A 25,478-nucleotide genomic window follows, 5' to 3' on the forward strand; every position below is an offset into this window, starting at 1 on the left:
TAACGGAAACCGTAGTGCAATCTGGTCGAAGTTGGAGGAGGGGACAGATGCGCACACAAGTCGTGGTCATCGGTGGCGGACCGTCAGGCTTGCTTTTGTCGCAGCTTCTGCATGTCCACGGCATAGACAGCATCGTTTTGGAGAGAAAGACCAAGGAATATGTCCTCGGCCGCATCCGCGCAGGTGTATTGGAAAAGGGATTTGTCGGCCTGATGGAAGAGGCCGGTGTCGCCGACCGCCTTCATGCCGAAGGTTTCGAACATGACGGCACGCTGATTGCTTATGATGACGAGTGCTTTCGCGTCGATTTTCGCGAACACACCGACACGCCTGTCGTCATCTATGGCCAGACGGAAGTGACGCGCGATTTATACGCTGCCCGCGAAGCCGCAGGCGGCAGGATTGTTTTCAACGTGGAAGATGTCACGATCCATGATGCCGACACCGACACGCCGTTTGTAACATTCACGGTCGACGGTAAGGAGCAGCGTGTGGATACCGATTTCGTGGCTGGCTGCGACGGGTTCCACGGCGTCAGTCGCCAGACCATTCCTTTGGATGTGCGCCGCGAATACGAAAAAGTCTATCCATTCGGTTGGCTTGGCGTTTTATCTGAGACGCCCCCTGTCCACGAAGAACTGATTTATTCTTCATCGAGCCGTGGTTTTGCGCTGTGCTCCATGCGCAACGAGTCTCTTAGCCGCTATTACATTCAGTGTTCGTTGTCCGACAAACCCGAAGATTGGTCTGACGCGTCTTTCTGGGCCGAGCTCAAGCGTCGAATCCCGCGCGAATTCGCCGATGCTTTGGTGACGGGGCCGTCGATCGAGAAGTCGATTGCACCGTTACGCTCGTTCGTGACGGAACCGATGCGCTGGGGGCGGCTGTTTCTTTGCGGTGATGCCGCGCATATCGTGCCGCCGACCGGAGCGAAGGGGCTGAACACCGCGTCTTCGGACGTACACTACTTGTACAACGCCCTCAGGGACTTCTACGAAAACGGCTGCACCCGGGGAATCGACAGTTATTCGCAAAATGCGCTGGCCCGCATCTGGAAAGCTGAACGCTTCAGCTGGTGGTTTTCATCGCTGCTGCACCGGTTTCCGGATCAGTCCGAATTTGACCTTAAGATGCAGCAGGCCGAGATCGACTTTCTGCGGACAAACACGGCGGCCCAAAAGGCGATGGCTGAAAACTACGTCGGTTTGCCATATTGATGGGCATAGCCAAGGAGATAACGATGACGGATCGCTATACCACGGGAATGTCAGTCCGGCGCCGGGTGCTTGGTGATGTGCATGTGGACCGGGCGGAGGCACAGAAATCCGCCTTTGATGCGCCGTTCCAGGAAATGATAACTGAAACGGCGTGGGGCACCCTTTGGGCCAACGATGCGATCACACCGCGCGAACGTTCGATGATCACGCTTGCCCTTTTGGCGGCCACGCGGAACTTCGAGGAGATCCCGATGCATGTGAAGGCGTGCAGAAATACAGGTGCCTCAAGGGAAGACATCATGCAAGCTTTCATGCATGCGGCGGTTTACGCAGGCGTTGCATGCGCGAACCAGGCCGTGAAGCTGGCAAAACAGACATTTGCCGAAATGGAGGGTGAGGTGAAATGACCAGGCCGATGGACCTGTACCAGCGGGACCGCGAATGGCACCCGCCTGCCTTTTCCCCGAATTACAAGACGAGTGTATCGCGCTCGCCCAGAAATGCCCTGTTGTCGCTGGAACCTTCGCTGAGCGAGGCCACAGGACCGACATTCGGCCATGATGATCTGGACCCGCTGGATAATGACCTGATCCGAAATTACGCCAAGACAGGCGATCCGATCGGCGAGCGTATCATCCTCCATGGCCGGGTTCTGGACGAAAACGCACGGCCGGTTCCGAATACCCTGGTGGAGATCTGGCAGGCCAATGCAGGGGGCCGCTATCGCCACAAGAAAGACACCTATCTGGCCGCGATTGATCCCAATTTCGGAGGGTGTGGCCGCACGCTGACGGACGAGAATGGCTGTTACACTTTCAGATCGATCAAGCCAGGGGCCTATCCGTGGCGCAATTGGGTCAACAGCTGGCGGCCGGCGCATATTCATGTTTCGGTGTTCGGCCCAGCCTTTGCGCAGCGGCTGATCACACAGCTTTATTTTGAAGGCGACCCCCTGATTGCCAAATGTCCGATCGTGAACACGATTCCGGATCAAAAAGCGATCGATCAACTGGTTGCCGCGCTGGATCTGAACGCGACGGTTCCGCTGGACAGTATCGCCTACAAGTTCGACATCGTGCTGCGCGGTCATCGATCGACCTATTTCGAAAATCGACCGGACGGGAATTGATCATGGTTCAGAAGCTTGACTATCTGAAAGAAACCCCATCGCAAACGGCCGGACCCTACGTTCACATTGGCCTGGCCCCGGGGGATGCAGGGTTTGACATCTACCGGCAGGAATTGGGCCGGGACGTTATCGGCGCGCAGGCCGAAGGTAAGCGGATCACCATTCGGGGCAGGGTGCTGGATGGCACCGGCGCGCCGGTCAAGGATGTTCTGATCGAAGTCTGGCAAGCCAATGCAAAGGGGATTTACCCCGGGCAGGGTGAGGTCGAGCCCGGTTTTCGTGGATGGGGCCGTATCATACCCGACTTTGAAACCGGAGAGTGGATCGTTGAAACAGTCAAGCCCGGCTCTGTTCCGTATCGGGATGGCAGGCCAATGGCTCCGCACATCAGCGTGTGGCTGGTAGCCCGCGGCATAAATGTTGGGCTGAACACGCGGCTCTATTTCCCGGAAGAAGAAGCCGCCAATTTGGTTGATCCGGTTCTGAATCTTATCGAACAGGTTGACCGGCGGCAAACCCTGATAGCCGAAAGAACCCCGGACGGCTATCGGTTCGACATTCGCTTGCAGGGGGAAAATGAAACGGTGTTCTTCGATGTCTGACGAAACAAAACAAAACCCGTGTATTATTTGCGTGGCAATCACCGGCTCGGTTCCGACCAAGGCGGACAACCCGGCTGTTCCGATCAGCGTGTCGGAACAGGTTGAAAGCACACATGAGGCTTTTGAGGCCGGTGCTGCCATCGCCCATTGCCATGTGCGCGATGAGGAAGGCAAACCTACTTCGGACCCCGATCTTTTTGCCGCGTTGAAAGAAGGGATCGAAACCCACTGTCCCGGCATGATCGTGCAGCTTTCGACGGGCGGGCGGTCCGGGGCGGGCTCCGCCCGTGGTGGCATGTTGCCACTGCGGCCGGACATGGCGTCCTTGTCCGTCGGATCGAATAACTTTCCGACCCGCGTTTACGAAAACCCGCCTGATCTTGTCGAATGGCTGGCCAGCGAGATGGTGAAATACGATGTCAGGCCAGAGATCGAGGCGTTCGACCTGTCTCATATCTTTCAAGCGGCCAAAATGCATAAGGCAGGTCAAATCAGGGATGTGCCCTATGTCCAGTTTGTCATGGGCGTGAAAAACGCCATGCCCGTTGATCGTGAGGTTTTTGATTTCTACGTGCATACAGTGCGCCGCCTTTGGGGGGATGTGCCATGGTGTGCGGCGGGCGTCGGGGCAAATCAGATCGTGTTGAACGAGTGGTCCGTTGTTTCCGGCGGGCATGTTCGAACGGGGCTTGAGGACAATGTGCGCCTGAACAGAACCACGCTTGCCCCCTCGAATGCAGCGTTGGTTCGTCGAGCTGTCGAAATCTGCGAAACGCACGCACGCCCTGTCGCGACTGTCGCGCAGGCGCGCGCGATCCTTGGGTTGCGAGAGGTCGCCGCCTGATGCCGAGCTTCGCCAGACCCCGTGACGTAATCCTGCACTATGAAGTGGCAAACCACGGTGTCGGCAGAGTGCCTGTTGTCCTTCTGAACTCTTTGGGGACGGATTATCGCATCTGGCGGGAAGTCGCGGCAGGTCTGGGCAAAACAGAATGCCTTCTTTGGGACAAGCGCGGGCATGGCCTGTCGGATTGCGCCACAACTTCAATTGATACGCTGGCCGAAGATGTTGCCGATCTGATGGACATGTTGGGTTGGCGCAATGCAGTTCTGTGCGGTGTTTCGGTCGGCGGCCTGATCGCTCAGCGCGTTGCCAACCGACGCCCCGATCTTGCCGGCGGGCTTATCCTGAGCAATACCGGCACGAAAATTGGGGATGACGAGGTTTGGAATACGCGCATTCAGGCCGTGCGTGAATCCGGTATCGATGCCATCGCCGACACGGTAGTGGAACGTTGGTTTTCCAACCGTTTTCGAGCCGAGCATCCGCATGCCGTGGCCGGTTACCGGAACATGCTGACACGCATACCTGCCGAAGGTTATGTCGCGACCTGCGAGGCCATTCGGGATGCGGACCTTGCCGAAACAACCAGCCAGATCAGAGTACCCACCATCTGTATCGGTGGGCGTGAAGATCAGGCGACGCCGCCCGAACTTGTGGAGGCTTTGGCCGACCTCATCAAAGGCGCAGAGCGGCATATTTTGCCGGATGTCGGGCACTTGCCATGCGTCGAAGCGCCGGGATTTGTCGCGGGTCAGATCCGGGCACTGTTAGGTGTTTTGGCATGAGTGGCGTGTTCGATCATCCTTGGTTGTCGGGCCTTTTTGGCGATCAGGACGCCGAGGCGATCTGGTCAGCCGAACGCACGTTGGCCCATATGCTAGCCTTCGAAGCCGCTTATTCCCGCGGGCTTGGCGCCATTGGCGTGGTGCCAGAGGACCAGGCCCAGGCCGCCGCCGAGTTGATTGAGCGCGCCAATCCGAACCTTCAGGATTTGCAGGCCGGAACCTTGAAAGACGGGATGCCAATTCCCGCATTTGTGCGTGGTCTGAAGGCCGAGGCTGGACAGTTGGAGGGTGCGGTCCATACCGGCACAACCTCGCAGGATGTGATGGATACAGCGCTGGCAATGACAATGCGCGAAAACTCAGACCTGATCGCGGATCGTCTGTCGAACCTGACAGAGCGATTAGGTGATCTGGGCCGCCGGTTCGGCAGCAACAAGATGATGGGCCGCACACGGATGCAGGCCGCATTGCCGATCTCGGTCGGGCACCGGATCGAGAACTGGCAAGCGCCGTTGATCGAGCACGGCGATCGCATCGAAGAGATGCGCAAGAGTGTCGAGCGCCTACAATGGGGCGGGGCAGTCGGGGATGGACAGGCCATTGGCGAAAAGCATCGCGACCTGGCAGCCTTTGTTGCCAAAGCGTTGTCGCTGCGCCCACCCAGCCGCAACTGGCATTCAGATCGCGCAACCGTCGCCGATTATGCAAATCTGTTGTCGCTTATTTCCGGTTCGATTGGAAAAATGGGGCGAGACATCTGCTTGATGGCGCAGCAGGGTGTCGACGAAATCAAGCTTTCAGGCGGCGGCGGGTCATCAGCCATGCCACACAAACAGAACCCGATTCTTGCCGAATTGCTGGTGACGCTGGCGCGCTTCAATGCCACGCAAGTATCGGGGATGCATCAGGCGCTTGTGCATGAACAGGAACGTTCAGGAAGCGCCTGGTCGCTGGAATGGATGCTGTTGCCAAACATGGCCAGGTGCACGGCCAGATCGCTTTCGGCATCGAATGCCCTGTGCGCGCAAATTGATTCAATGGGGGTGCGGGAATAGGCGTGAGGCAGACATCGCGCCAACCGTCAGATACCAAACTGCGACCCCACGAAACAACCGAGGAGGAGAAATCATGACCATAAGGAAATCCTTGCTGAGTTCACTGGCCGCCCTGGCCGTTTCAGCAACAGCCAGCCTGGCCCAGGAAGTGACGCTGACGATGCATCACTTCCTGCCGCCGGTCGCAGCGGCGCACAAAGGTATGCTGCAGCCATGGGCTGATAAGATCACTGCCGATAGCGATGGCAGGATTGCGATTGAAATCTTCCCGTCAATGTCGATGGGTGGCAAACCACCTGAACTGTACAGCCAAGTGCGTGATGGGTCTGCCGATATTGTCTGGACAGTCCTGGGATACACACCGGGTGTCTTTCCGCGCACCGAAGTTTTCGAACTGCCGCTTGTGCATGCAGGCTCTGCGACGGATACAACGGTCGCCATGAACGCCTCGATGGAGATGCTCGCGGAAGACTTCGATGACGTCCACGTCATCTTTTTGCACACCCATGATGGGAATGTCATACATTCAGCGTCCGACCCGGTGCGCACCCTGGAAGACGCAAAGGGGATGAAGCTGCGGACCCCCAGCCGTACGGGCGCGTGGGTGATCGAAGGCATTGGTGCGGAACCCGTCGGCATGCCCGTGCCGGCCTTGCCCGAAGCCATGTCAAAAGGCGTTGTGGATGGCGCACTGATCCCGCTGGAAATCGTGCGGCCCCTGAAATTGCAGGAACTGGACAAGTCCATAACAGAACTGCCGAACGGAGACCGCTTTGGCACCGCGACCTTCATGGTGGCGATGAACAAAGACGCCTACGAAGCGCTGCCGGATGACCTTAAGGCCGTTATCGACGCCAATTCAGGCGCCAATGTCGCGCGCGAGGTCGGGTCTAATTGGGAAGGTTTCGAAGAAAGCGGCACCGAGGCACTTGAGGCCGCAGGTGTAGAACGGATCGTGTTGTCCGACGAAGAAGCGGCCAAGTTCAACGCCGTGAGCGAACAGATCGTCCAGCGTTGGATTGACGAGGTGAGCGAGAAGGGCATTGATGGTGCAGCCCTCGTCGACAAGGCCCGCGCGGCAATTGCCGCAGCCCAGTCTGGCAACTGATTGGAAACCGACCGAGCGGTCCGATGATCGCCCGGTCGTTTGTGAAGCCTCGGGAATATGAGAATGCGCGTGGTTCTGAAACGGCTGGCGGATGCTTTTGCATTGCTCGGCGGCGTCATCCTGCTTGCGATTGTCGCCGTCACAACAACGAATGCTTTTGCCTTCATCCTCGATCGGATTGCCGGGGCGTTTGGCGCGGATGTGTCGGGCCTGCCGGGCTATGAGGATTTTGTTCAGCTGGCAATCAGCTGCGCGGCCTTGATGTTCTTTCCCTACTGCCAGGCAAATCGAGGCCATGTGTCAGTGGATCTTCTGATGGACCATCTGCCGAAAGCCGTGCAGCGCGGCTTCGATCTTCTTTGGTTGGGGGTCACCGTCATTGTAGCTGTGTTTTTAAGCTACTGGATGGTTTTCGGTATGCTCGAAGTACGCTCGGACGCGGTGGTGACCAGCGTTCTGGGGTGGCCGACCTGGCCATTCTATTTCCCCGGCCTGCTGTCGATGATCCTGTGGGCTTTGATCGCGGTGTCTCAGGCATTAGAGGGCACCGCAGATGCTTGATCCCATTTCCATCGGCATTCTTGGCCTGATCGTTCTTTTCGTCCTGCTGCTGCTTCGGATGCCCGTCGGGATCGCGATGATCGTTGTGGGGATTGGCGGCACGTGGGTGTTGAGCCAATCTGTCAGTTACATCCGGTTCGTGCCCTACCTGAAGCAATTCAAAAGCCTGTTGTGGGAAAACGTGGCCAACTATGACCTTTCCGTCGTCCCGCTGTTTGTCCTGATGGGCTATGTTGCGGCCGAAGCGCGACTATCCACTGATCTCTTCAAAGGCCTCGAAGCGCTCATGTCGCGTTTGCGCGGTGGCGTTGCGATGGCTGCGGTCGCGGCTTGCGGTGGTTTCGGTGCAGTTTGCGGGTCTTCTCTGGCGACCGCAGCCACGATGGGGCGCGTTTCGTTGCCCGAACTGAAACGGCTGGGATATGCGCCCAGTCTTGCCTCAGGATCACTGGCCGCCGGAGGGACCTTGGGAATTCTGATCCCGCCATCGGTAGCCCTGGTGATCTATGCGATCATCGTGGAAGGCTCGATCCTGCGGATGTTTCAGGCCGCTATCGTGCCAGGGATATTGGCCGTTCTGGGTTTTATCGGCGTGATTGCCATTCAGGTGAGGATGAAACCATCGCTGGCGCCAGAGCCGACGCAGATGGATCCGGTTGAACGAAAACTGGCTATACGTCGCCTCTGGCCCGTTATTCTGATATTCGGCGCCATCATACTGGGTCTGGGCTTTGGTTTGTTCACGCCAACACCCGCCGCCAGCATTGGGGTTTTTGTGATAACGGCCTACGGTTTTGCACTGCGGGTGTTTACCGGCGAAGGCCTGGCGTTTTCCGGGTTGTTGAAGGCCATTCGCGCCACGGCAATCACAAGTGGAATGATCTACCTGATCCTTTTTGGCGCCGAAGTTCTGAAGGGCTTTTTTGCCCGCACTCAGCTGCCGCAGGCCTTGTCCGACTGGGCCGCAACCAGTGGTATGGATCCGATGCTGATCCTTGTGATCATGCTGTGCCTCTTTGTCATTCTTGGCTGCTTCATGGAAAGCTTGGCAATGATCCTTGTGGTGGTCCCGTTTTTCTGGCCGACCCTGATTGCGTTGAATGGGGGCGAGTACGCCACGGCCGAGACGGCGGCGTTCGGAATGGACGCCGATAACCTCAAGATCTGGTTTGGAATACTGGCGCTGATCGTTGTGGAACTAGGGTTGATAACGCCCCCCGTCGGGTTGAACGTGTTCATCATTTCGTCGCTTGAAAGGGATACGTCCATGGGCACGGTGTTCCGGGGCGTCTTTCCCTTTCTTGGTGCCGAGGTCGTACGGGTTGCATTGATCCTGTCGATACCGGCCCTGACGCTAGCGGTGCCGGCACTCATCGGGGGCTAAGCGAGTTTTGATACCTGTTTTGGACGCTTGCGCAGTATCTCCGACTTAGATGCGCTGTGATTTTGAGGAAAACGGCACGGCACCAAATTCCTTTTCGCCGTTTACAAATTAAAATATTCATTTTAGTGATTGTGTATGAGTGAGAATGCATGGTCCCGACGCACTTTCTTGTTTCACGCCGCATGCCTGACGGCATTGGGTGCTCAATCCAGGATTGCACTCGCCGAGGTGCAGCTTGGTACTTCGGCCCGGATATCAACAGTGTCAGACGGGCACCTGTCGTTGCCGCCGGAGATGGTGTTCGGATCCATGCCGAATGAAGAGCTGAAGCAGCTTCTGAACCGCAATAAGGTGGACACGACCAAGTACGAGCCGGAGTGCAACGTTGCACTTTACCGCGACAATGAAAACACGGTGTTGTTCGATGTTGGGGCGGGGTCTGATTTCATGCCGACGTCCGGCAAGCTTTTGGAAACTCTTGAAACAATTGGCCTGGCGCCTGAAGACGTAACTCAGGTGATTTTTACCCACGCGCACCCGGATCACCTTTGGGGCGTTTTGGACGACTTCGACGATCTGCTTTTTCCCAACGCCACGCACCACTTTGGTCGCAAGGAATGGGACTATTGGTGGAACCCTTCAACGGTAGGGTCGATAGGGGAAGATCGCGCCGCGTTTGCCGTGGGCGCAAAGCGACGCATGGAGGCGATTGAGGATCAGGTCGCGTTCTTTGACGACGGTCAGGAGATCCTTCCCGGTATCGCCGCTCGGGCAAGTTATGGGCACACGCCCGGCCATATGGCATTTGAAATTCGCAATGGAACCGAGGCCGTCATGGTCGTCGGCGATGCGCTCGGGAATCCGCATGTCGCGTTTGAACGCCCGGACTGGCACAGTGGTACTGATCAGGACCCTGAAGCTGCAGCAACTGCGCGCACATCACTGCTGGATCAGATTTCTCAGGAGCAAATGAAAATCATTGGCTTCCACCTGCCGAACGGTGGGATTGGCCGGGTCGAAAAGACCGGCTCCGCATATCAATTCATTGGAGAGCCTTCATGATGCGATCGTTCGTGATTGCCGTTGCCTTGGCCACACCAGCCTGGGCCAGCGAAGATATTGCGGATCAATACCCGCAAAGCGTGCTGTATTCCAAACCGGTCGAATACATTCCCGGCGTCTATTCTGCCATTGGCGCAACTGCTCCGCCCACCTATGAAAACTCCGGTCACAACAACAACCTCAGCTTCATCGTAACCGGTGAGGGCGTGGTCGTTGTAAACGGTGGTGCGGCCTATGTGCTTGCCGAAGCGCTTCACAAGGAAATCCAGGCGATCACGGATCAGCCGGTCAAACTGGTCTTTAACGAGAACGGTCAGGGGCACGCGATGCTTGGCAATGCCTACTGGTCAGAACTTGGCGTTCCAATCATCGCACACTCGGATGCAGCGGCAGAGTTTGAGGAATACGGCGCCCAGATCCTTCAGGGGATGCAAAGCTACAATAAAGACAAATCCGAAGGGACGTTTCTGGCTGGCCCGACCGAAACATTCGACGACGAATATGTGGTCGAGCTGGGCGACTATCGCATTGAGGCGAAATACCTTGGGCCCGCACACAGTCCCGGTGATATTTCGATCTGGTTGCCCAACCAAAGCCTTGTCATCGCAGGCGACATGGCCTTCCACGAGCGTATGCTGCCGATCTTTCAGGAGACCTATACGGCCGATTGGCTTGAGACCTGGGACAATGAGTTCGAAGCCTTGAATGCCACCTATGTCATTCCCGGACACGGTCACCCGACAAACATGGATCAGGTACGCCGCTATACGCGCGACTACCTGATTTACCTGCGCGGCAAGGTTCAGGAGCACATGGATGCCGGTGGCGATCTGGCCGAGGCCTACTACGTCGATCAGTCCCCGTACGCCCAATTGGATACGTTTGAAGAACTGGCAACAAAAAACGCCGGACGTGTCTATGAGCAAATGGAATTCGAATAGTTCAGGACTGCTGTGGAACGGGCAACCGCATCAGCAATCTGTGCGTGCTGATCGCCCCAACCCACATAAAGAAGACGGCAAGCCATGCGGTCAACGACAAGGCTGATCCACCCGACAAACCGGCCCCAACGGCGCAGCCGCCTGCCAGCATCGCTCCGAAACCCATAAGAACGGCCCCGACCAGGTAGCGTTCCATCGGTGTATCCGGGCCAAACCGTTCAATCTTCCACTCTCCGGCAAGTATGGCAGATCCCGCTGCACCGATGGCCACACCCGGAACAAGGCCGATACCGAAGGACAGCACGACATTACGCTCTGCAACCAATGCCATCAGTGTATCTGTGGAGGGGCCCGTGAAGGTGACCGAGGACACGGGCACAACTTCAAAAGACGCTTGCGCGATTGCAAATGTCATCAACCAGCCAAATGCAACCGCCACCCCAACTCCTGCTGCGGATACGATCTTGGTGATCGTGACATTCCGGCGGATTGCAAATGCAATTGCCAGGGCCAAACCGAAGGACGCAAGGCTTGCGTAAATCACCGGAGAAAACCCAATTATCTTGGACAGATCACGCGGCGCGCCTCCAGCGATGGTCCAGATGCCGGAAAGCGCCTCGCGCGCCGGGCTGAGAACACCGGTGTAGGCCGCCTGAGCCACCAAGGTCAGAATCAACCCCGCTACAAGGGCACGCAGGTTCCCGCTGGACGCCAGAACCAACAGGCGTGAGGCGCACCCGCGCGACAGAACCATTCCAACCCCGAACATTGCACCGCCAATTACCGCACCGCTGAGACTTCCCGTCGATGCAATCGCACGCGCCCCGGACAGGTCCAGCCATCCGAACGAGACAAACCCCTGCACCAGAGTCAGCGCTGCGGAGAAGGCAATCAGCCAAACCGCAAGCCGTGGCCCGAACTCACCTTCAGCGACCTCGACGGTCGAGGCGCGCAAACAGAAGTGGGATTTCTGGGCGGTCACACCGAATAGGAGGCCGACAAGCGCTCCGGCAAATGCCAGCGCGCCCGGGTCTCCCAGCAGATCGATGAGCCTCTCCATGGACAGAAACTCTCACCTCGTTGATTGTTCGTCTTTGTCTTTCGTCAAATTACTATTGCGCGGCCATCGGCGTTCGAGCCAGTTGGCATTGCGTCCAAAGCTCGCCCAAAGCGGCTACCAACCTGTCGATGTCTTCCGGTGAATGCACGGGCGACGGAGTGATCCGCAAACGTTCAGTTCCCTTCGGGACGGTTGGGTAGTTGATGGGCTGGATATAGATCCCGAAATCGCGCATCAGAACGTCTGATATAAAGCGGCATTTGATCGGGTCGCCAACCATGACCGGGATGATGTGGCTTGGGTTGGGTGTGTGTGGAATGCCCAGATCGTCCAGCCTGTTTCTGACTTCCTGCACGCGTTGCCGGTGCAAATGCCGCTCCGCTTTGCTCTGCTTCAGATGACGAACAGAGGCCGCCGCACCAGCTGCCACGGCAGGGGGCAGCGCGGTGGTGAATATGAACCCACTGGCAAAAGACCGAACAAAGTCGACAAGGTCATGGGAGGCCGCGATGTATCCGCCGACTACGCCGAACGCTTTGCCCAATGTTCCTTCGATGACGGTCAGACGGTCCATCAGACCTTCGCGTTCGGCAATGCCACCTCCGCGTGGGCCGTAAAGTCCGACGGCGTGAACCTCATCCAGATATGTCATCGCGCCATAGCGATCCGCCAGATCGCAAATCTCGGCAATCGGTGCAATGTCGCCGTCCATCGAATAAACACTCTCGAACGCGATGAGTTTCGGGGTATTGGCCGGCAGGTCCGCAAGGTGCCTTTCAAGGTCCGCGAGGTCGTTGTGCTTCCAGATCCGCTTGTTGCAGCGACTATGGCGTATGCCCTCGATCATCGAAGCGTGGTTCAACTCGTCGGACAGAACAGTGATACCGGGGATCTTGGACGCCAAAGTGCCCAAAGCAGCCCAGTTCGACACGTAGCCGGACGTGAACAACAACGCCGATTCCTTGCCGTGCAGGTCTGCAAGTTCTTGTTCCAGCAACACATGCTCGTGCGTGGTTCCCGAGATATTCCGTGTTCCGCCAGCCCCGGCACCACAGCTGTCAATGGCCTGATGCATAGCGGCGAGGACTTTGGGATGCTGGCCCATCCCGAGATAATCGTTCGAACACCAGACGGTTACATTCTCAGGACTGTTCTTCGTGTGGCTTCGGGCAGTTGGGAACTTGCCACACTGACGTTCCAGATCAGCGAAGACCCGGTAGTTCCCTTCTTCCTTCAGCTTATCAAGCTGGTCGCGAATGCACTGCTGGTCGTCCATTTCAGTTTCCAACGGCCTCTTCGACGATCTCGGACAACAGGGTCTGGACCTTTTGCATCGGACCGTCAGGATAGCTTCGGTATCCTACCATCACGCCGCTATCGTTCTCGGCCACAAAAATTCCGTAGGGGCAGTAGCCGATATTCATTGGGTCGGCTTCCATTACCTCACGCGAGATCTTTGCTGAACAGAAGATGAAGATATCTGCGGCCGAAAAAATCTGTTTGTCGCTGCCGACGTCAGTGCCTGTTCGGTTCAGCATTTCACCGACATGGCTGACATAGTCGATGACCAGTCCCTGTCCCACGATCGCGGACTCCACGGCGAAGGTTGCATCGTCAAAGCTTCCGTCGAAGGGAGTGGTTATGATCGCTTCCGCAAGCGCCTGGCTTGCCAAGACAGCGGAAAGCGCGGCCGTAGCGATAAAGTGTTTCATGATCGTGATCCTCCTCGTGAACCGCATTTTCTCAGGTTGTGCTTCAGGGGCTTTGACACCGGTCAAACCCCCAGTCCTTTAGCCAAACATGTCCGAGGTGATACCCGCGTACCAACCAAGCGACTCTTCGTAGGTTGCTTTCCGAAGGTCTGCGTTTTCGCCTGTCTGACTGATGAAACCATCCACCTTGGCGATCTTCTCGGGCGTCGCTTCGTACGTGGCACCGACCTTGACCCCGTCATCTGCATCGATGAGCGACCAGCACGTGTTCGAAAACTTGGCCGGAAACACTTTCGACCCGGTCAGCGCGCCTCGTACGGCATTTGCACAAACCTTCGCCTGACTGTTGGCCGAGAAACCGGATTTCGGCATGTCGCCCTGCTGGCTGGCATCACCAAGGACATAAATGTCGGGGTCGGCTTTCGAGGACATGTCCGCCGCATTGACAGGTGCCCAGTTGCCGTCGGTCACACCCGCCATTTCCGCGATGCGCCCCGCTTTCATCGCCGGGATCACATTGCAGACATCGACCTTGGTCACTTCACCGTCGATGGTCACAGTCATCGCGTCCGGATTCACCGAGACGTTGCCGCCGCCGAAGTCTTCACCGATCCAGTCTACCGTCCCTTCGTAGTGGTTTGCCCAGCCTTCCTGAAACAGTGACATCTTGGAAAACTTCGGTTTCGGATCAGCTACGATAATTTTTGCTGTCGGATTGTTCGCCTTCAAAACATGCGCGACCATTGAAACGCGCTCGTACGGCCCGGGAGGGCAACGGTAGGGATTCGGCGGGGCGACCATTGCAAAGATCCCGCCTTCGGGCATTGCCATTACCTGCGCTTTCAGGAGTTCGGTCTGGGAACCGGCCTTATATGCGTGCGGCATCTTGTTTTGTGCGGAGATATCCCAACCCTCGACCGCGCCATCGACGAAATCGATACCCGGGCTCAGGATCAGCTTGTCATACGGGACGGATCCACCCCCCGCCAGGGACACGGTCTTTGCGTCGCGATCCACGCCAACCGCCCAATCATGAACCACGTTGATGCCATAGTCCGCGGCCAGCGTGCCGTAGCTGTGTGCAATATCCGAAAGCTCCTGAAACCCTCCCAAATAAAGGTTCGAGAAGAAACAGGTGTAGTACGTTCTGGACGGCTCGATCAGAGTTACATCGATTTCGCCTTTGCTATCCTTGGCAATGTAGCGTGCAGCGGTTGCCCCACCGGCGCCGCCGCCAACAACCACGACACGTGGCTTGCCTTGCGCCAGTACCATCGGAGCGGACAGCCCGGCGGCAATTGCCCCGGCGGTTCCAAGAAATGCTCGTCTATTGATTGTCATCGCGTTTCCTCCCCTTAGTCACTTTTATTCTGGATTGTTGAAATAGGCGGCCAAGGCCGCGATCTCGTCGTTGCTTAGCCGTCCGGCGATCATTTGCATGACCGGATGGGGCCGCTGCTTTTGCTTGTATGCGTGCATGGCAACCACGAAGTCCTCATCAGGCCAATACACGATCGAAGGAATGCCATCGTCGGCCCCTTCGATCTGATGGCATGTCGTACATTCGCTGCTGAGATATGCGCCATAATCAGGATCACCCTGGATCGCCAGAATTGCCGGGTCGACCGAGCGATCGGTACTTTTAGCCGTTGGATCCGCTTCGGGAATATCCCGGGGGTTGTCCGAAAACGCCCGAAGATATGCGATGACGTTGGCCCGGTCTTCTGCGGTCTTCAAACCGCGAAAACTCATCCGTGTTCCTGACGCAAAGGCACGTGGGTTTTCGATGTAAGCCGACAGGGTGTCCGCGTGCCATTCCAGGCCCGAATTTCCTGCACGTTTCAGGCTTTTCGAATAGTTGAAGCCATCCAGCCCGGCGGCCTTGCGGCCGAAGATACCGTTCAGATGTGGACCGATCTTGTTTTCAGCCCCGTCACCGACCTCGTGGCAGCCTTTACACTGCGCGAACACAGCTTTCCCGGCGTCCGCATCGCCCAGGTCCTCGGTTGCGCTTGCCATAGGTGCAAGACCACCCAAGACCGCAGCACAACTCAGTACCTTCGGCCACCCCATGGTCAGCCTCCGAACGACTTGAGATAGACAATGACCGCCTGGATATCGTCCTCTTTCTTAAGTCCCGCGAAAGACATTCGCGTCCCCTTCATGTAGGCTTTGGGCTTTGCCAGAAACGCCGCCATTTCTTCGTCAGTCCAGACGAGGCCGTCATCGGCGGCCGCCTTCATTGCCTTGGAGTATTTGAACCCTTCGACAGCACCGGCATTTGCTCCGATAATCCCATTCAAGGCCGGGCCCGTCCGGTGCTTGGCACTTTCACCGACCTGATGACAGGATTGGCACTTCTTGAAAACTTTCTTTCCGCTTTCGATCATCTCGGGATCAAGTGCGGCGGTTTGTTCTACTGCTGTAGCTTCCGCCGGTTTCTCTTCGACCTCCACCGATGCTTCCTGAACCGAAGGCTGCGCCTCGGTCGCCTTTGCTGCGGTTTCTTCAGGCGTAACATCCAAAACAGCCGCGCGCATCGTGATTTCCACGCTTTCCTTGCAATCGGTCATGCAAGGTTTGCTGGTCCAGAAATGGGCCTCAGCGGTTTCACGATCATCCACGATGAAACCGCCTGCATTCGGCATTTCGACTTCGAGGAAATTCTCGTGCGACAGAGTAAACTCGTCATCGACGATGTCATTGGAATAAAGGATATAGGCCACCATCGCATAGACATCATCCGTTTCCAGCGACTGTGCGTTTCCGAAGGGCATGGACCGGTTCACATAGTCCCAGACCGTCGAAAGATAGGGCCAATAGGACCCGACTGTTTTCAGAGGGTCCTTGTCGGCCAGTGTGCCTTCGCCGCCCGCCAGTTTGGGCCAGTTGTCCACGCCTTCCGCGAAATCGCCGTGGCAGATCGCGCATTGCTCGGCAAAGACCTCTTCTCCGGTGAAGACGTCACCAGAACCCTCCGGCAACCCGGTTCCGTCCGGAGCGACGTCCAGATCCCACGCCGCAATCTCTTCTGACAGTGCTGGCCGTCCAAGCCCGAATTTTTCGGCATGAGCCGGTACGGCCAAACATAAAGCAAGGGCAGAGGCGGTTAATAGCTCAGGATACTTCGACATTTTCCGCCTCTCCGGTCTCTTTGATCCACCAGGTCTGGATGCAATTGTTGTGGTAAATTGAATTCTCGCCGCGCACTTCACGCAGTTGGGCCTTGCTTGGCTGGACATAGCCTGTGGAATCCTTCGCGCGGGCCTGCAGAAGCATTTCGGACCCGTCCCAGTTGTAGTCCAGATAAAAGCGGGTCAGCGCCTTGTCCGTACCGGGCGCTGCCAGTCGGGCCGGAATCCAGTTCTTGCCCCCGTCCACGGAAACGTCGACACCCGTGATCGAGCCTCTTCCAGACCAGGCCAACCCCGTGATCACCAAGGGTCCCGGTCCGTGCTTGATCGGAGCCTGTGGACTGGGCGACGTTACAACGGACTTGGCGTCCATGACCCAGGTCCATTTGCGGGATGTGCCGTCTTCCAGCGTGTCGGTGTATTTCGAAGTCTCCTCGCGGCTCTCAATCGCCATTTCCGTGACCTCGACACGGCGCAGCCATTTGACCCACATGTTGCCTTCCCAACCGGGGACGACCAGGCGAACCGGATAGCCATGTTCCTTGCGCAACGCCTCGCCATTGGCCTTGAAGGCCACGAGCACGTCGTCCATGGCCTTTTCCAGCGGGATCGAGCGCCCGTTCGAGGATGCATCCGCCCCTTCAACGTAAACCCACTTGCCTTCGGGCTTCACGCCGGCCTCTTCCAGCAGGGTGCGAAGCGATACGCCGGAATATTCCATATTGTGGATCATTCCATGGGTGAACTGCGCACCATTCAGTTGCGCACCGGCCCACTCCATACCTGTATTTGCAGCGCACTCGCAGAAATAAACGCTGTTCTCTCGCGGGAAGCGTTCAAGGTCTTCGTAGGTGAACACAAGGGGTGTATCGACCAACCCGTTGATCATCAGGCGGTAGTCCGCCTTGCTCAGTTCGATGGCGCCTGAATGATGCCTTTCGAACGCGCAACCCTGCGGCGTGATTGTACCGTCCAACGCGTGGATCGGTGTGAAGTTTATCGAACTGATCGTGTCGGCGGTCAGCCACTCGACATTGCGGCGCACGACGTCGTCTTCAAACTGGATCGGCAACCCGTAGGGTGTTGCATCCACGCCCTCACCAGTGGCCTGTGCCCATTCCTGAACCTGAGTAATCAGCCGGTCGGGGTCGGCAGCGCGCGCTGCTCCGGCGCCGACTGCTCCTACTCCAACGGCGGCCGCGCCACTTAGAAATTGGCGGCGGGAGGGTGCCTTTTCTCTGGAGTTTTCACTCATCGTGTTTGCCTCCGTTACTCGATCAGCAAATTTTGTTTATGTGTTGCAAGTTCCGGCCGCGGCCTCAGGCGCCGATGACATCGACCGATGTATTCGGCTCGACGGTCACGGTGCCCTGGCCGCGAATGTGGTTTTCGACGACATCCCAAATGGGTGGGCCTTCGGTGCCCTCGTTGACGCTGGCCCAACCCGCCACGACGTAGGTTTTCGACGGATCAATCGCCTCGCCGGTCTTGAGCAGGGTCATTTCACTGATCCGCTGGCCTTGCGGTTTGGTTACGTCGATGCGGTAGCCAAGCCCGCCGACACGCACCATGTCGCCGCCCTGCTGGTAGTAGGGATCTGGGTTGAACAGGTTGTCACCGACATCTTCGAGGATGACGTGGATGAATTCGCCCGTCATTTCCGTGCGATACGCGTTCGGATAGGACATCGAGGTGACGTTCCAGATGTCTTCGCGGGTAATGTCCTGCCCCGGCAGGATCGACGGCCCCCAACGGACGCCGGGCGACATCGCGATGTCCGCCTCGCGCTGGTTGATCAGGGCATCGCAGATCAGATCATCCCAGGTGCCGTTAAAGTTGCCCCGGCGGTAAAGCAGCGAGTCGGTCTTACCGATGACCTCGCTCAATGCCGTTTCGAAAGGTGCCCGTTGATCGTTGATCAAGGCGGAAATGGCAGGATCTGGGGCGATAACGTCCGAGAAGATCGGGATCAGCTTGTGCTTCAACCTCATCATCTGGCCATCCCGCACATCCAGGTCCACGCGGCTGACGAATTTACCATTCGAACCCGACGCGATGATGTGGGTCTTGCCAACCAGAACTGGCTCGGGCAACGCATCATGGGTGTGACCGCTGAGGATCACGTCGATCCCCTGCACCCGTGCGGCCATCTTTTTGTCAACGTCGAACCCATTGTGGCTGAGGACAACGACAACATCGGCACCGGCATCGCGCACTTCGTCGACCATGGCCTGCATGTTTTCGTCCCGAATACCGAAAGAGTATTCCGGGAACATCCAGCCAGGGTTGGCGATTGGCATGTAGGGGAATGCCTGCCCGATCACGGCGACCTTTGCGCCGCCCCGGTCAAAGAACTTGTAGGGTTGGAACAGCTCGGCGGGTTCGTCCCATTCGGCGTCAAAGATGTTCTGGCCCAGGGCGGCAAAGGGCAAACCTTCGACGATTTCGTTGACTCTGTCGCTGCCCAGGGTGAATTCCCAATGGAATGTCATCGCGTCAGGTTTCAGCGCGTTCATGACATTGACCATGTCCTGCCCGGCCGTCTGGTAGCAGGTGTAAGAGCCGTGCCACGTATCGCCGCCGTCCAGAAGCAGGGCATCAGGGCGGTCAGCGCGGATAGCGTTTATGACTGTCGAGACCCGGTCCAGACCACCGACCCGGCCATAGGTCTTCGCCAGCGCCGCGAAATCATTGTAGGTCAGCGCATAGGCAGACGGGCTTCCATCCTCGATCCCATAGGCTTTGCGAAACGCGGCACCCGTCACATGCGGCATGTGCCCACGCGCGTCGCCGATACCAAGATTCACTTCGGGTTCGCGGAAATAGATCGGCTTGAGTTGCGCGTGTATGTCGGTGACATGGATCAGGCTGATATTGCCAAAGGTCTCAAACTCCAGCAGTTGATCCTGCGTCAGGCTTTGCTGCGCGGCAAGTCTGGCCCAGTTTCCAAACCCGGACGCCCCATAGAGCGCGGAAGCGGCCATTGAAACCTGCAGGAAGTCACGTCGCGAAATCATCTATCGGCTTTCCTATTTCACATATAAATGTGTGAATGTTTAATCAGTCGAAAACCCGCGCAAGACATCTCTTGCGCGGGTTCAGTGTTATTGGCGCACGGCCGGAGTTTCGACCGACAGCCCGTTGCCACGTGAAGCAACATAAAGCTCCAGCGCGCGGAACTCATCCGATCCTTCGGCAAAGGTTTCCGCCCGAGTATCGCGAATACAGCCACGGAAACGATTGTGGCGCGAAATCAGCTTGGCCTGTTTCAGGCGGTAGGTCGGAAATCCGTTGATCATACCCTGGCTCAGGTGATCCGCCCGGATCATGTTTCCCCAGTTGTCCTCATGACAATTGGCGCAGCTCAGTTCCAACTGGCCATAGCGGGTGTAGTACATTTCCTTACCCTGCTCCCAATAGGGGGCGGCATCGCCATCAATAGCGACGTTCATCGGCATCCCGCGTGACTGCAGACCAATCAGCGCGACCATACCCTGCATGTCGCCGCCGGACCATTTCCAGGCATCGGCTTCCATGCGATCCGTACGACACTTGTTGATCAGATCTTCCATGACCATCAGCTTGCCGCTTTCGGCATCGACCTTGGGCATGGACGCCTGCAACCCTTTGAAGCTCTCAACGCCATCATGGCACGAGGCACAGCTTTCACCAGCGGCACCATCGGCCGCCTGGAACAGGTCCGCCGCCTGGTCGACAAAGATCATCGCCGGATTGTCAAAATCGTCGATTTGAAGCGCCTGGGTTTCATCGGTTCGGAAATGCCACCCCGAATAGATCTTGTCGAAGTTTTCGACATGCGCCGGTGCCGCGGTTACCGAGATCATATCCAGCTCGTCGTTGATCACGAGATTGTCGCCGTCTGGTTCGGCCACTGCCGCCACTGGGAAAGCCAGAATTGCAACAATCGCCGTAAGTGCCTTATTTTTCATTACGTTCCTCCCTTGGTGGACCAGCGCCAGAACTCATATCCGGCGCTGACCTGCCTTAGCGGTCGAGCCGTCAGGCGATCTCGATCGATTTCTTTTCGTCGTAGACAGAACCGTCATCGTCGTACCATGTGAAGACAAACTCACCGGCCTCGGGCACAGTTGCTTCGAACTGGAAGTACGGGTTTGTCGAAATCGCCGGCTCCATCGTCACATCAACGACCAGTTCACCGTTAAACTCGCAGGTGAAACGGTTTATTATCGAACGTGGGATGACATTTCCTTCTTTGTCTTTGCGCTGACCGCTTTCCATTTTGTGGCTGATAAGCGTTTTGATCGTGATCGTTTCGCCAGCAGCGGCAGTCTTGGGAACCTTGACGCGGGGTTTTACACCGGATGCCATTGGTTGAACTCCTGTTCTTCAGGGCGCGTGGCGATCAGCCGCCGCAGCCGCCAATTGTCACTTTTACGGTCGCGGATGCCTTGGCAAAGCTGCCATCCGCCATCTTGGCCACAGCAATGACGTCCTGCGTTCCGGCTAGGCGGATGCGCGTGGATGCAGCCTGTTCGGCCGCCAGAGGGCCGAAATTGAACGTGGCAACGCCCGGCTCGGGGTTACCTGCCGCCACGATCAGAATTGCGGAAGCACCCGGCGCACTGACTTCAATCGGTACAGTATTGCCATTCTCGGCAATTTCCGGCGCCGTAAGGGTGACACCACCGTCCGCCATGTCCGCCCCGCCGGTAAACGCCGCGATGGCATCTTCGGCGGCCGCATTGGCGCGGAGCGGCATCAGTGTCAGGAACGCGGCGCTCAGGCCAAGGGCCAGAGTCTCGCGACGAGAAAGTTCCATTTTCAATCTCCTTCGGATTCTCGCAATTTCACGCCTTAACGCGTGATCATTCCTCTTTCAGGGTCGCCAGAAATGCGACCACATCCTCGATCTCCTGCGCGGTGAGGATCGTCGTCAAAGGCGCTGACGGAGCTTTGCCGGTATAGGCGTCGCCGGGGCGAATATAGCCGTCATCCTTGTAGAAGGCTGGCATGACCGTTCCTTCAAACGTCATCTTGGCATTTGCGACCAAACCGCGAAGTTCTGCTTCGCTCCAACGATCACCAGCTCCGTCCAGCATCGGTCCAACTTCGCCATGAAACGGAATTTCCGCCAAGGCCGTAACCGCGTGGCAGGCCACGCAGTTGCCCTTTGACTTGTCTCCGACGATGATCGCACCGTTTTCGGCATCACCTGCAACGCCGGTCAGAGAGACCTCGATTGCACCATAATCATCATAGGCTACGTCTTTTGGGCCTGTACCTGCCGCATAAGCGGCGACACCTGTCATTGCGCAGACCAAAGTTAAGAGTCTCAGCTTCATGATCCCTCCCATTTGCTACCGCGCCGATGGCGCTTTGCGGCCCAAAGCTTTGGTGTACCGTAGTCGACGGGCAGGGTTCGTCGCAACATTAAATTCATCAAAATGAATTTTTTTATTTGTAACGCTATCGCTCAGTCCTGCGAAATATTGTTTCGCTCCTGAATGCGCCGCGCATGGTATCGTTGAAAATCTTCACCATTATCAAGTTCGTATCGATTCTCATTGACCCAAGTAAAAAGATCCAGGGTTGTTCCTTTGGAGAACGCGCCTGGCATGACGGCAACCGCCGCATTGATGGCTGTGACGTCCTCGGGCACCTCTTCCGGCAGAAAAACAAGCGTCGGGGTGAACAGAATCCCCCACTTGCGCATCAGCGCTCTTTGCTCATTTTCTTCCCCGTCAAAGTCGGTGGCGGTGGTGCTTCCATGCAAATCCAATTGGACCACAAAGAAGTTGTCTTCGATAAACGACGCCAGATCAGGCTGGGGGAAAACCTCTTCATGCATCTTTTTGCAATAGATGCAGCCCTGTTGTTCAATGAATAAAACCAGGCGTTTACCTTCGCTTGAAGCCTCTTCAAGGTCCTCGCGGAGGTCCTTGAACGTATCGCGCATCCACGGCGTTTTGTGCAAGCCGTCGTCGCCCAGTTCCGCCGCGGAAACTGCCCCGCCCAACAGGCATGCTGCCAGGAATAGTAATACTCGGTTCATGTCTTTCTCCTGTCTTAGCCAATCGCCGCAAGCCAGGGCATATGGTCCAGCATCCACTGGGCGATGAGGTTGATAGAGTTGGTTGCAATCAGCACGCCGAAGAGAATCAGCATCCCGCCCATTGCCTTTTCGATCAAAGGCAAATGCTTCCTGAACCGCGCCATCCATTGCATGAACGGACGAACCAAAAAGGCCGCCAGAACAAACGGCGCGGTCATTCCTGCACCGTAGACGAACAAAAGCATTGCACCACGCCAGGCCGTCTCGGTACCTGCCGCCGTAAACAGGATTGCCGCAAGCACCGGTCCGACGCAGGGTGTCCAGCCAAAAGCAAAGGCCAGTCCAAGAACGTAGGCTCCGATCAGGCTTATATTCGACGTCTCGCCTATGTCCGCGCGAAACTGGCGATACAGAAACCCGATGCGGACAAGCCCAAGGAAATGCAGTCCCATTGCAATGATGATGGCCGCCGCGATCCAGCGTAGAATGTCGAAATACTCTCGGACCAACTGCCCAAAAATCGAAGCCGTCGCTCCGAGAGCCATGAATACGGTGATGATCCCGGCTGCAAATGCGATTGCAGATAACGTGGCCCTGCGACGGACGCCGGGCGAAATGTCGGAACCTGCTGAAATCTGCTCCATCCCGACACCCGCCAGATAGCTGAGGTAGAAGGGCACAATCGGCAGGATGCAGGGAGAGAGAAAGGATAAAAGCCCCGCGACCAAAGCTCCTGCAAATGTAATGTCGAGCATGGTCAAACCCGTCCCAAAGCGCTATTATTCACACATTCAAAATAGTAAAGATATATCGTTGCGGTCAATCGGAGCTTGAGATGCGTCACTTACTCTTGCTTGTTCTGGCAATCACATTGCTTGTTTTCCCTGTGTCTTCACGGGCCGAAATGACACTTCTGATGGCAGAGGAAGATGGGTGTATGTGGTGCGCCCGTTGGGATTCCGAAATCTCTCAGATCTACCCGAAAACGCCCGAAGGACATACCGCACCATTGCAGCGCGTCGATATCCACGCGGCACTGCCAGACGGTATTTCTCTGACTAAACCCCTCTACTACACGCCGACCTTTGTTTTGTTGGACAATGGTCACGAGGTCGGCCGGATTGAAGGCTACCCGGGCGAGGACTTTTTCTGGGGCATGTTGGGTGTTTTGCTTCGTGACGCAGGAATACCGATTGAGACCTCTGGCTAATTGGCGGCAAATTATATAAACTGTTTTGAATACGTGAAGCCAAGACAGCGAGGCATTCTTGTTGGACAAACCATCGAAACTGCCTGTGTTCTCGAAGGACATGTGTGCAGAAGATCTGGACCGAATGATGGAAAATGCCCAGACGGCATCAAACTTCCTGAAGGCTATCAGTCACGAAGGGCGTCTGATGATCCTGTGCTATCTGTCCTCGGGGGAAAAATCCGTCACCCAGATGGAGGAGATGCTATCGGCTCGGCAGGCTGCGGTCTCTCAACAACTGTCTCGCCTGCGCTTCGAAGGTCTGGTCAAAACCCGGCGCGAAGGAAAAACGATCTACTACAGACTGGCTGACGACCGATCGACACAGATTCTCGAAGTTGTTTACGATCTTTTCTGCAGGGAAAACTAGAGACCCTGTCTGAAAGGCCGCCAGCTTTGGGAGGGGACTGGCCATGTTCGAATTGCTGGGAGACGCCAATTCCGTTGCCCTGATCGGTTTGATCGGCGGGATAGTGTTGGGATTGGCGGCACGTATCGGCCGATTCTGCACGTTGGGCGCGATTGAGGACTACCTCTACGCGGATGATGATGGGCGGCTGCGAATGTGGGCCGTTGCAATCGGTGTGGCCATTGTCGGTAGCCACGCGGCTATGGCGTTGGGTTGGCTCGATCCCGTCGAAACGACATATCTTGCGCAATCGTGGAACCCGATCGGCTCGATCGTGGGGGGTTTGCTGTTCGGCTACGGCATGGCCATCAGTGGAAACTGTGGCTACGGCGCATTGGCAAGGCTGGGGGGCGGTGACCTCCGATCATTCGTAATCGTATCTGTCCTTGGTCTGTCAGCATACGTCGCAATGTCGGGCCCCCTGGCGTATCTCAGGGTTTCGGTATTTCCTGTGGAAATGGATATTGGCCAGCCGCAGAGCATCAGCTTTCTGGCCGAGCGCTTGACCTCTGTTCCGGCCTGGTTGATTGGTACGCTTGTCGGCGCCGCCATGGTGGGTTTCGCTCTGGCAAACGAACGGTTTCGCCGCACCCCGTCGCGGGTATTTTGGGGCACAGCCGTAGGACTGGCGGTCGCCTCAGGTTGGCTTGGAACGCATTGGGTTGCTGCTCACGGCTTTGACGCAGAGACCGTGCAGACCCATACATTCGCAAGGCCGCTGGGTGACACGATACTCTATCTGATGACGGCATCCGGCACCACGCTTTCGTTTGCTGTCGGTTCGGTCTCAGGTGTTCTCATCGGAGCGTTCCTTGGATCCTGGTCCAAGGGCCATTTCCGATGGGAAGCGTGCGAGGATCCACGTGAACTCAAGCGGCAAATGCTGGGTGCCGCCATCATGGGCCCGGGCGCGGTCATCGCGGTTGGATGCAGCGTTGGACAAGGCATCTCTGCCTTCTCACTTCTTGCCTACAGCGCGCCCGTCACATTCGCTGCGATCTTCGCTGGGGCAGCCCTTGGTTTGAAGCAACTCGTCTCGGGGCTGTCCTTTATGACTGAACGTTGAGTTCCTAATTCGACGCCAAACGGAAACAACTTCCCGCCGTTTCCCTGACGTCGGTGAGTTTCTTTCGCCAATAATCAGTTCGTGTTGATAGCGTTTTCTTGATTAGCGCCTCATACCTCATCATGA

The 25,478-nt window shown here is 56.9% G+C and carries 29 protein-coding genes; 15 read left to right on the forward strand and 14 right to left on the reverse strand.

Annotated elements, in window-relative coordinates:
• Nucleotides 1-47 precede the first annotated feature (47 nt).
• The 12 genes from pobA to ACR1XU_RS22090 all read left to right on the forward strand — a co-directional run bounded on the left by pobA (nt 48) and on the right by ACR1XU_RS22090 (nt 10,688).
• Nucleotides 48-1,217 (forward strand): 4-hydroxybenzoate 3-monooxygenase, encoded by a 1,170-nt coding sequence (gene pobA, locus ACR1XU_RS22035; protein WP_480908810.1) that lies wholly within the window; start codon nt 48-50, stop codon nt 1,215-1,217.
• 23 nt (nt 1,218-1,240) lie between these two features.
• Nucleotides 1,241-1,624, forward strand: coding sequence for a 4-carboxymuconolactone decarboxylase (gene pcaC / locus ACR1XU_RS22040; RefSeq protein WP_170617270.1), 384 nt, complete (start codon nt 1,241-1,243; stop codon nt 1,622-1,624).
• Nucleotides 1,621-2,346, forward strand: a complete 726-nt coding sequence (gene pcaH, locus ACR1XU_RS22045; RefSeq protein ID WP_480908811.1) for a protocatechuate 3,4-dioxygenase subunit beta — start codon at nt 1,621-1,623, stop codon at nt 2,344-2,346. The genes pcaC and pcaH overlap by 4 nt, the downstream gene beginning before the upstream one ends.
• A gap of 2 nt (nt 2,347-2,348) precedes the next feature.
• The gene (gene pcaG / locus ACR1XU_RS22050) at nt 2,349-2,948 is read left to right on the forward strand and encodes a protocatechuate 3,4-dioxygenase subunit alpha (protein ID WP_480908812.1); all 600 of its coding nucleotides are present in this window, start codon (nt 2,349-2,351) and stop codon (nt 2,946-2,948) included.
• Nucleotides 2,941-3,792: a 3-oxoadipate:acetyl-CoA acetyltransferase gene (locus ACR1XU_RS22055; RefSeq protein ID WP_480908813.1), complete on the forward strand. Its 852-nt coding sequence runs from the start codon at nt 2,941-2,943 to the stop codon at nt 3,790-3,792. The genes pcaG and ACR1XU_RS22055 overlap by 8 nt, the downstream gene beginning before the upstream one ends.
• Nucleotides 3,792-4,577 carry a 3-oxoadipate enol-lactonase gene (pcaD, locus tag ACR1XU_RS22060; RefSeq protein WP_480908814.1) on the forward strand — a complete coding sequence of 262 codons (786 nt, stop codon included), beginning with the start codon at nt 3,792-3,794 and terminating at the stop codon, nt 4,575-4,577. The genes ACR1XU_RS22055 and pcaD overlap by 1 nt, the downstream gene beginning before the upstream one ends.
• Nucleotides 4,574-5,632 (forward strand): 3-carboxy-cis,cis-muconate cycloisomerase, encoded by a 1,059-nt coding sequence (locus ACR1XU_RS22065; protein WP_480908815.1) that lies wholly within the window; start codon nt 4,574-4,576, stop codon nt 5,630-5,632. Before pcaD ends, ACR1XU_RS22065 begins: the two co-directional genes overlap by 4 nt.
• A 73-nt stretch (nt 5,633-5,705) precedes the next feature.
• Nucleotides 5,706-6,740 carry a TRAP transporter substrate-binding protein gene (locus ACR1XU_RS22070; RefSeq protein ID WP_170682494.1) on the forward strand — a complete coding sequence of 345 codons (1,035 nt, stop codon included), beginning with the start codon at nt 5,706-5,708 and terminating at the stop codon, nt 6,738-6,740.
• A 63-nt stretch (nt 6,741-6,803) separates the two neighbouring features.
• Complete coding sequence (locus ACR1XU_RS22075) at nt 6,804-7,301, forward strand: TRAP transporter small permease (protein ID WP_480442255.1); 498 nt, start codon at nt 6,804-6,806, stop codon at nt 7,299-7,301.
• On the forward strand, nt 7,294-8,685 hold the full coding sequence (locus ACR1XU_RS22080; RefSeq protein WP_480908816.1) for a TRAP transporter large permease: 1,392 nt from the start codon (nt 7,294-7,296) through the stop codon (nt 8,683-8,685). The genes ACR1XU_RS22075 and ACR1XU_RS22080 overlap by 8 nt, the downstream gene beginning before the upstream one ends.
• A gap of 135 nt (nt 8,686-8,820) precedes the next feature.
• Complete coding sequence (locus tag ACR1XU_RS22085) at nt 8,821-9,747, forward strand: MBL fold metallo-hydrolase (RefSeq protein ID WP_480908817.1); 927 nt, start codon at nt 8,821-8,823, stop codon at nt 9,745-9,747.
• Nucleotides 9,744-10,688, forward strand: a complete 945-nt coding sequence (locus ACR1XU_RS22090; protein WP_480908818.1) for an MBL fold metallo-hydrolase — start codon at nt 9,744-9,746, stop codon at nt 10,686-10,688. The genes ACR1XU_RS22085 and ACR1XU_RS22090 overlap by 4 nt, the downstream gene beginning before the upstream one ends.
• Before the next feature lies 1 nt (nt 10,689).
• Here ACR1XU_RS22090 and ACR1XU_RS22095 read toward each other — a convergent pair whose 3' ends face one another.
• The 14 genes from ACR1XU_RS22095 to ACR1XU_RS22160 form a co-directional block, all read right to left on the reverse strand.
• Nucleotides 10,690-11,748, reverse strand: coding sequence for a YeeE/YedE family protein (locus ACR1XU_RS22095; protein ID WP_480908819.1), 1,059 nt, complete (start codon nt 11,746-11,748; stop codon nt 10,690-10,692).
• 52 nt (nt 11,749-11,800) lie between these two features.
• Nucleotides 11,801-13,024, reverse strand: coding sequence for a 5-aminolevulinate synthase (gene hemA, locus ACR1XU_RS22100; RefSeq protein ID WP_480908820.1), 1,224 nt, complete (start codon nt 13,022-13,024; stop codon nt 11,801-11,803).
• A gap of 1 nt (nt 13,025) precedes the next feature.
• Nucleotides 13,026-13,460 carry a DUF302 domain-containing protein gene (locus ACR1XU_RS22105; RefSeq protein ID WP_480908821.1) on the reverse strand — a complete coding sequence of 145 codons (435 nt, stop codon included), beginning with the start codon at nt 13,458-13,460 and terminating at the stop codon, nt 13,026-13,028.
• A gap of 78 nt (nt 13,461-13,538) precedes the next feature.
• Complete coding sequence (locus tag ACR1XU_RS22110) at nt 13,539-14,801, reverse strand: FCSD flavin-binding domain-containing protein (RefSeq protein WP_480908822.1); 1,263 nt, start codon at nt 14,799-14,801, stop codon at nt 13,539-13,541.
• Between the two features lie 24 nt (nt 14,802-14,825).
• A complete protein-coding gene (locus ACR1XU_RS22115; protein WP_480714432.1) occupies nt 14,826-15,479 on the reverse strand; it encodes a c-type cytochrome in 654 nt (217 codons plus the stop codon).
• Between the two features lie 56 nt (nt 15,480-15,535).
• Nucleotides 15,536-16,594 (reverse strand): c-type cytochrome, encoded by a 1,059-nt coding sequence (locus ACR1XU_RS22120; RefSeq protein WP_480908823.1) that lies wholly within the window; start codon nt 16,592-16,594, stop codon nt 15,536-15,538.
• Complete coding sequence (soxC, locus tag ACR1XU_RS22125) at nt 16,578-17,849, reverse strand: sulfite dehydrogenase (protein WP_480908824.1); 1,272 nt, start codon at nt 17,847-17,849, stop codon at nt 16,578-16,580. Before soxC ends, ACR1XU_RS22120 begins: the two co-directional genes overlap by 17 nt.
• A gap of 64 nt (nt 17,850-17,913) precedes the next feature.
• Nucleotides 17,914-19,611, reverse strand: coding sequence for a thiosulfohydrolase SoxB (gene soxB / locus ACR1XU_RS22130; RefSeq protein WP_480908825.1), 1,698 nt, complete (start codon nt 19,609-19,611; stop codon nt 17,914-17,916).
• A gap of 87 nt (nt 19,612-19,698) precedes the next feature.
• Nucleotides 19,699-20,544 carry a sulfur oxidation c-type cytochrome SoxA gene (gene soxA, locus ACR1XU_RS22135; RefSeq protein WP_170807472.1) on the reverse strand — a complete coding sequence of 282 codons (846 nt, stop codon included), beginning with the start codon at nt 20,542-20,544 and terminating at the stop codon, nt 19,699-19,701.
• Nucleotides 20,545-20,614: 70 nt separating this feature from the next.
• Nucleotides 20,615-20,944 carry a thiosulfate oxidation carrier complex protein SoxZ gene (gene soxZ, locus ACR1XU_RS22140; RefSeq protein WP_170617232.1) on the reverse strand — a complete coding sequence of 110 codons (330 nt, stop codon included), beginning with the start codon at nt 20,942-20,944 and terminating at the stop codon, nt 20,615-20,617.
• Between the two features lie 34 nt (nt 20,945-20,978).
• Nucleotides 20,979-21,395, reverse strand: a complete 417-nt coding sequence (soxY, locus tag ACR1XU_RS22145) for a thiosulfate oxidation carrier protein SoxY (protein ID WP_170617230.1) — start codon at nt 21,393-21,395, stop codon at nt 20,979-20,981.
• A gap of 46 nt (nt 21,396-21,441) precedes the next feature.
• A complete protein-coding gene (gene soxX / locus ACR1XU_RS22150; RefSeq protein WP_170617228.1) occupies nt 21,442-21,918 on the reverse strand; it encodes a sulfur oxidation c-type cytochrome SoxX in 477 nt (158 codons plus the stop codon).
• Between the two features lie 131 nt (nt 21,919-22,049).
• Nucleotides 22,050-22,628 carry a thioredoxin family protein gene (locus ACR1XU_RS22155; RefSeq protein ID WP_480908826.1) on the reverse strand — a complete coding sequence of 193 codons (579 nt, stop codon included), beginning with the start codon at nt 22,626-22,628 and terminating at the stop codon, nt 22,050-22,052.
• Between the two features lie 14 nt (nt 22,629-22,642).
• Nucleotides 22,643-23,383 carry a cytochrome c biogenesis CcdA family protein gene (locus ACR1XU_RS22160; protein ID WP_480814028.1) on the reverse strand — a complete coding sequence of 247 codons (741 nt, stop codon included), beginning with the start codon at nt 23,381-23,383 and terminating at the stop codon, nt 22,643-22,645.
• Between the two features lie 80 nt (nt 23,384-23,463).
• Here ACR1XU_RS22160 and ACR1XU_RS22165 point away from each other — a divergent pair, with 80 nt between their 5' ends.
• The 3 genes from ACR1XU_RS22165 (at nt 23,464) to ACR1XU_RS22175 (ending at nt 25,352) form a co-directional block, all read left to right on the forward strand.
• The gene (locus tag ACR1XU_RS22165) at nt 23,464-23,838 is read left to right on the forward strand and encodes a hypothetical protein (RefSeq protein WP_480908827.1); all 375 of its coding nucleotides are present in this window, start codon (nt 23,464-23,466) and stop codon (nt 23,836-23,838) included.
• Nucleotides 23,839-23,938: 100 nt separating this feature from the next.
• Entirely contained in the window at nt 23,939-24,247 is a 309-nt protein-coding gene (locus tag ACR1XU_RS22170) for a metalloregulator ArsR/SmtB family transcription factor (protein WP_170617300.1), read from the forward strand.
• A 43-nt stretch (nt 24,248-24,290) separates the two neighbouring features.
• Nucleotides 24,291-25,352, forward strand: a complete 1,062-nt coding sequence (locus ACR1XU_RS22175) for a YeeE/YedE family protein (RefSeq protein ID WP_480908828.1) — start codon at nt 24,291-24,293, stop codon at nt 25,350-25,352.
• The last annotated feature ends 126 nt before the right edge of the window (nt 25,353-25,478 follow it).

This window comes from Ruegeria sp. D1(2025) (assembly GCF_056536425.1).

Coding starts and splice junctions, on each gene's coding strand:
- pobA (WP_480908810.1), top strand. CDS start 48: ATGCGCACACAAGTCGTGGTCATCGGTGGCGGACCGTCAGGCTTGCTT.
- pcaC (WP_170617270.1), top strand. CDS start 1,241: ATGACGGATCGCTATACCACGGGAATGTCAGTCCGGCGCCGGGTGCTT.
- pcaH (WP_480908811.1), top strand. CDS start 1,621: ATGACCAGGCCGATGGACCTGTACCAGCGGGACCGCGAATGGCACCCG.
- pcaG (WP_480908812.1), top strand. CDS start 2,349: ATGGTTCAGAAGCTTGACTATCTGAAAGAAACCCCATCGCAAACGGCC.
- ACR1XU_RS22055 (WP_480908813.1), top strand. CDS start 2,941: ATGTCTGACGAAACAAAACAAAACCCGTGTATTATTTGCGTGGCAATC.
- pcaD (WP_480908814.1), top strand. CDS start 3,792: ATGCCGAGCTTCGCCAGACCCCGTGACGTAATCCTGCACTATGAAGTG.
- ACR1XU_RS22065 (WP_480908815.1), top strand. CDS start 4,574: ATGAGTGGCGTGTTCGATCATCCTTGGTTGTCGGGCCTTTTTGGCGAT.
- ACR1XU_RS22070 (WP_170682494.1), top strand. CDS start 5,706: ATGACCATAAGGAAATCCTTGCTGAGTTCACTGGCCGCCCTGGCCGTT.
- ACR1XU_RS22075 (WP_480442255.1), top strand. CDS start 6,804: ATGCGCGTGGTTCTGAAACGGCTGGCGGATGCTTTTGCATTGCTCGGC.
- ACR1XU_RS22080 (WP_480908816.1), top strand. CDS start 7,294: ATGCTTGATCCCATTTCCATCGGCATTCTTGGCCTGATCGTTCTTTTC.
- ACR1XU_RS22085 (WP_480908817.1), top strand. CDS start 8,821: ATGAGTGAGAATGCATGGTCCCGACGCACTTTCTTGTTTCACGCCGCA.
- ACR1XU_RS22090 (WP_480908818.1), top strand. CDS start 9,744: ATGATGCGATCGTTCGTGATTGCCGTTGCCTTGGCCACACCAGCCTGG.
- ACR1XU_RS22095 (WP_480908819.1), bottom strand. CDS start 11,748: ATGGAGAGGCTCATCGATCTGCTGGGAGACCCGGGCGCGCTGGCATTT.
- hemA (WP_480908820.1), bottom strand. CDS start 13,024: ATGGACGACCAGCAGTGCATTCGCGACCAGCTTGATAAGCTGAAGGAA.
- ACR1XU_RS22105 (WP_480908821.1), bottom strand. CDS start 13,460: ATGAAACACTTTATCGCTACGGCCGCGCTTTCCGCTGTCTTGGCAAGC.
- ACR1XU_RS22110 (WP_480908822.1), bottom strand. CDS start 14,801: ATGACAATCAATAGACGAGCATTTCTTGGAACCGCCGGGGCAATTGCC.
- ACR1XU_RS22115 (WP_480714432.1), bottom strand. CDS start 15,479: ATGGCAAGCGCAACCGAGGACCTGGGCGATGCGGACGCCGGGAAAGCT.
- ACR1XU_RS22120 (WP_480908823.1), bottom strand. CDS start 16,594: ATGTCGAAGTATCCTGAGCTATTAACCGCCTCTGCCCTTGCTTTATGT.
- soxC (WP_480908824.1), bottom strand. CDS start 17,849: ATGAGTGAAAACTCCAGAGAAAAGGCACCCTCCCGCCGCCAATTTCTA.
- soxB (WP_480908825.1), bottom strand. CDS start 19,611: ATGATTTCGCGACGTGACTTCCTGCAGGTTTCAATGGCCGCTTCCGCG.
- soxA (WP_170807472.1), bottom strand. CDS start 20,544: ATGAAAAATAAGGCACTTACGGCGATTGTTGCAATTCTGGCTTTCCCA.
- soxZ (WP_170617232.1), bottom strand. CDS start 20,944: ATGGCATCCGGTGTAAAACCCCGCGTCAAGGTTCCCAAGACTGCCGCT.
- soxY (WP_170617230.1), bottom strand. CDS start 21,395: ATGGAACTTTCTCGTCGCGAGACTCTGGCCCTTGGCCTGAGCGCCGCG.
- soxX (WP_170617228.1), bottom strand. CDS start 21,918: ATGAAGCTGAGACTCTTAACTTTGGTCTGCGCAATGACAGGTGTCGCC.
- ACR1XU_RS22155 (WP_480908826.1), bottom strand. CDS start 22,628: ATGAACCGAGTATTACTATTCCTGGCAGCATGCCTGTTGGGCGGGGCA.
- ACR1XU_RS22160 (WP_480814028.1), bottom strand. CDS start 23,383: ATGCTCGACATTACATTTGCAGGAGCTTTGGTCGCGGGGCTTTTATCC.
- ACR1XU_RS22165 (WP_480908827.1), top strand. CDS start 23,464: ATGCGTCACTTACTCTTGCTTGTTCTGGCAATCACATTGCTTGTTTTC.
- ACR1XU_RS22170 (WP_170617300.1), top strand. CDS start 23,939: ATGTGTGCAGAAGATCTGGACCGAATGATGGAAAATGCCCAGACGGCA.
- ACR1XU_RS22175 (WP_480908828.1), top strand. CDS start 24,291: ATGTTCGAATTGCTGGGAGACGCCAATTCCGTTGCCCTGATCGGTTTG.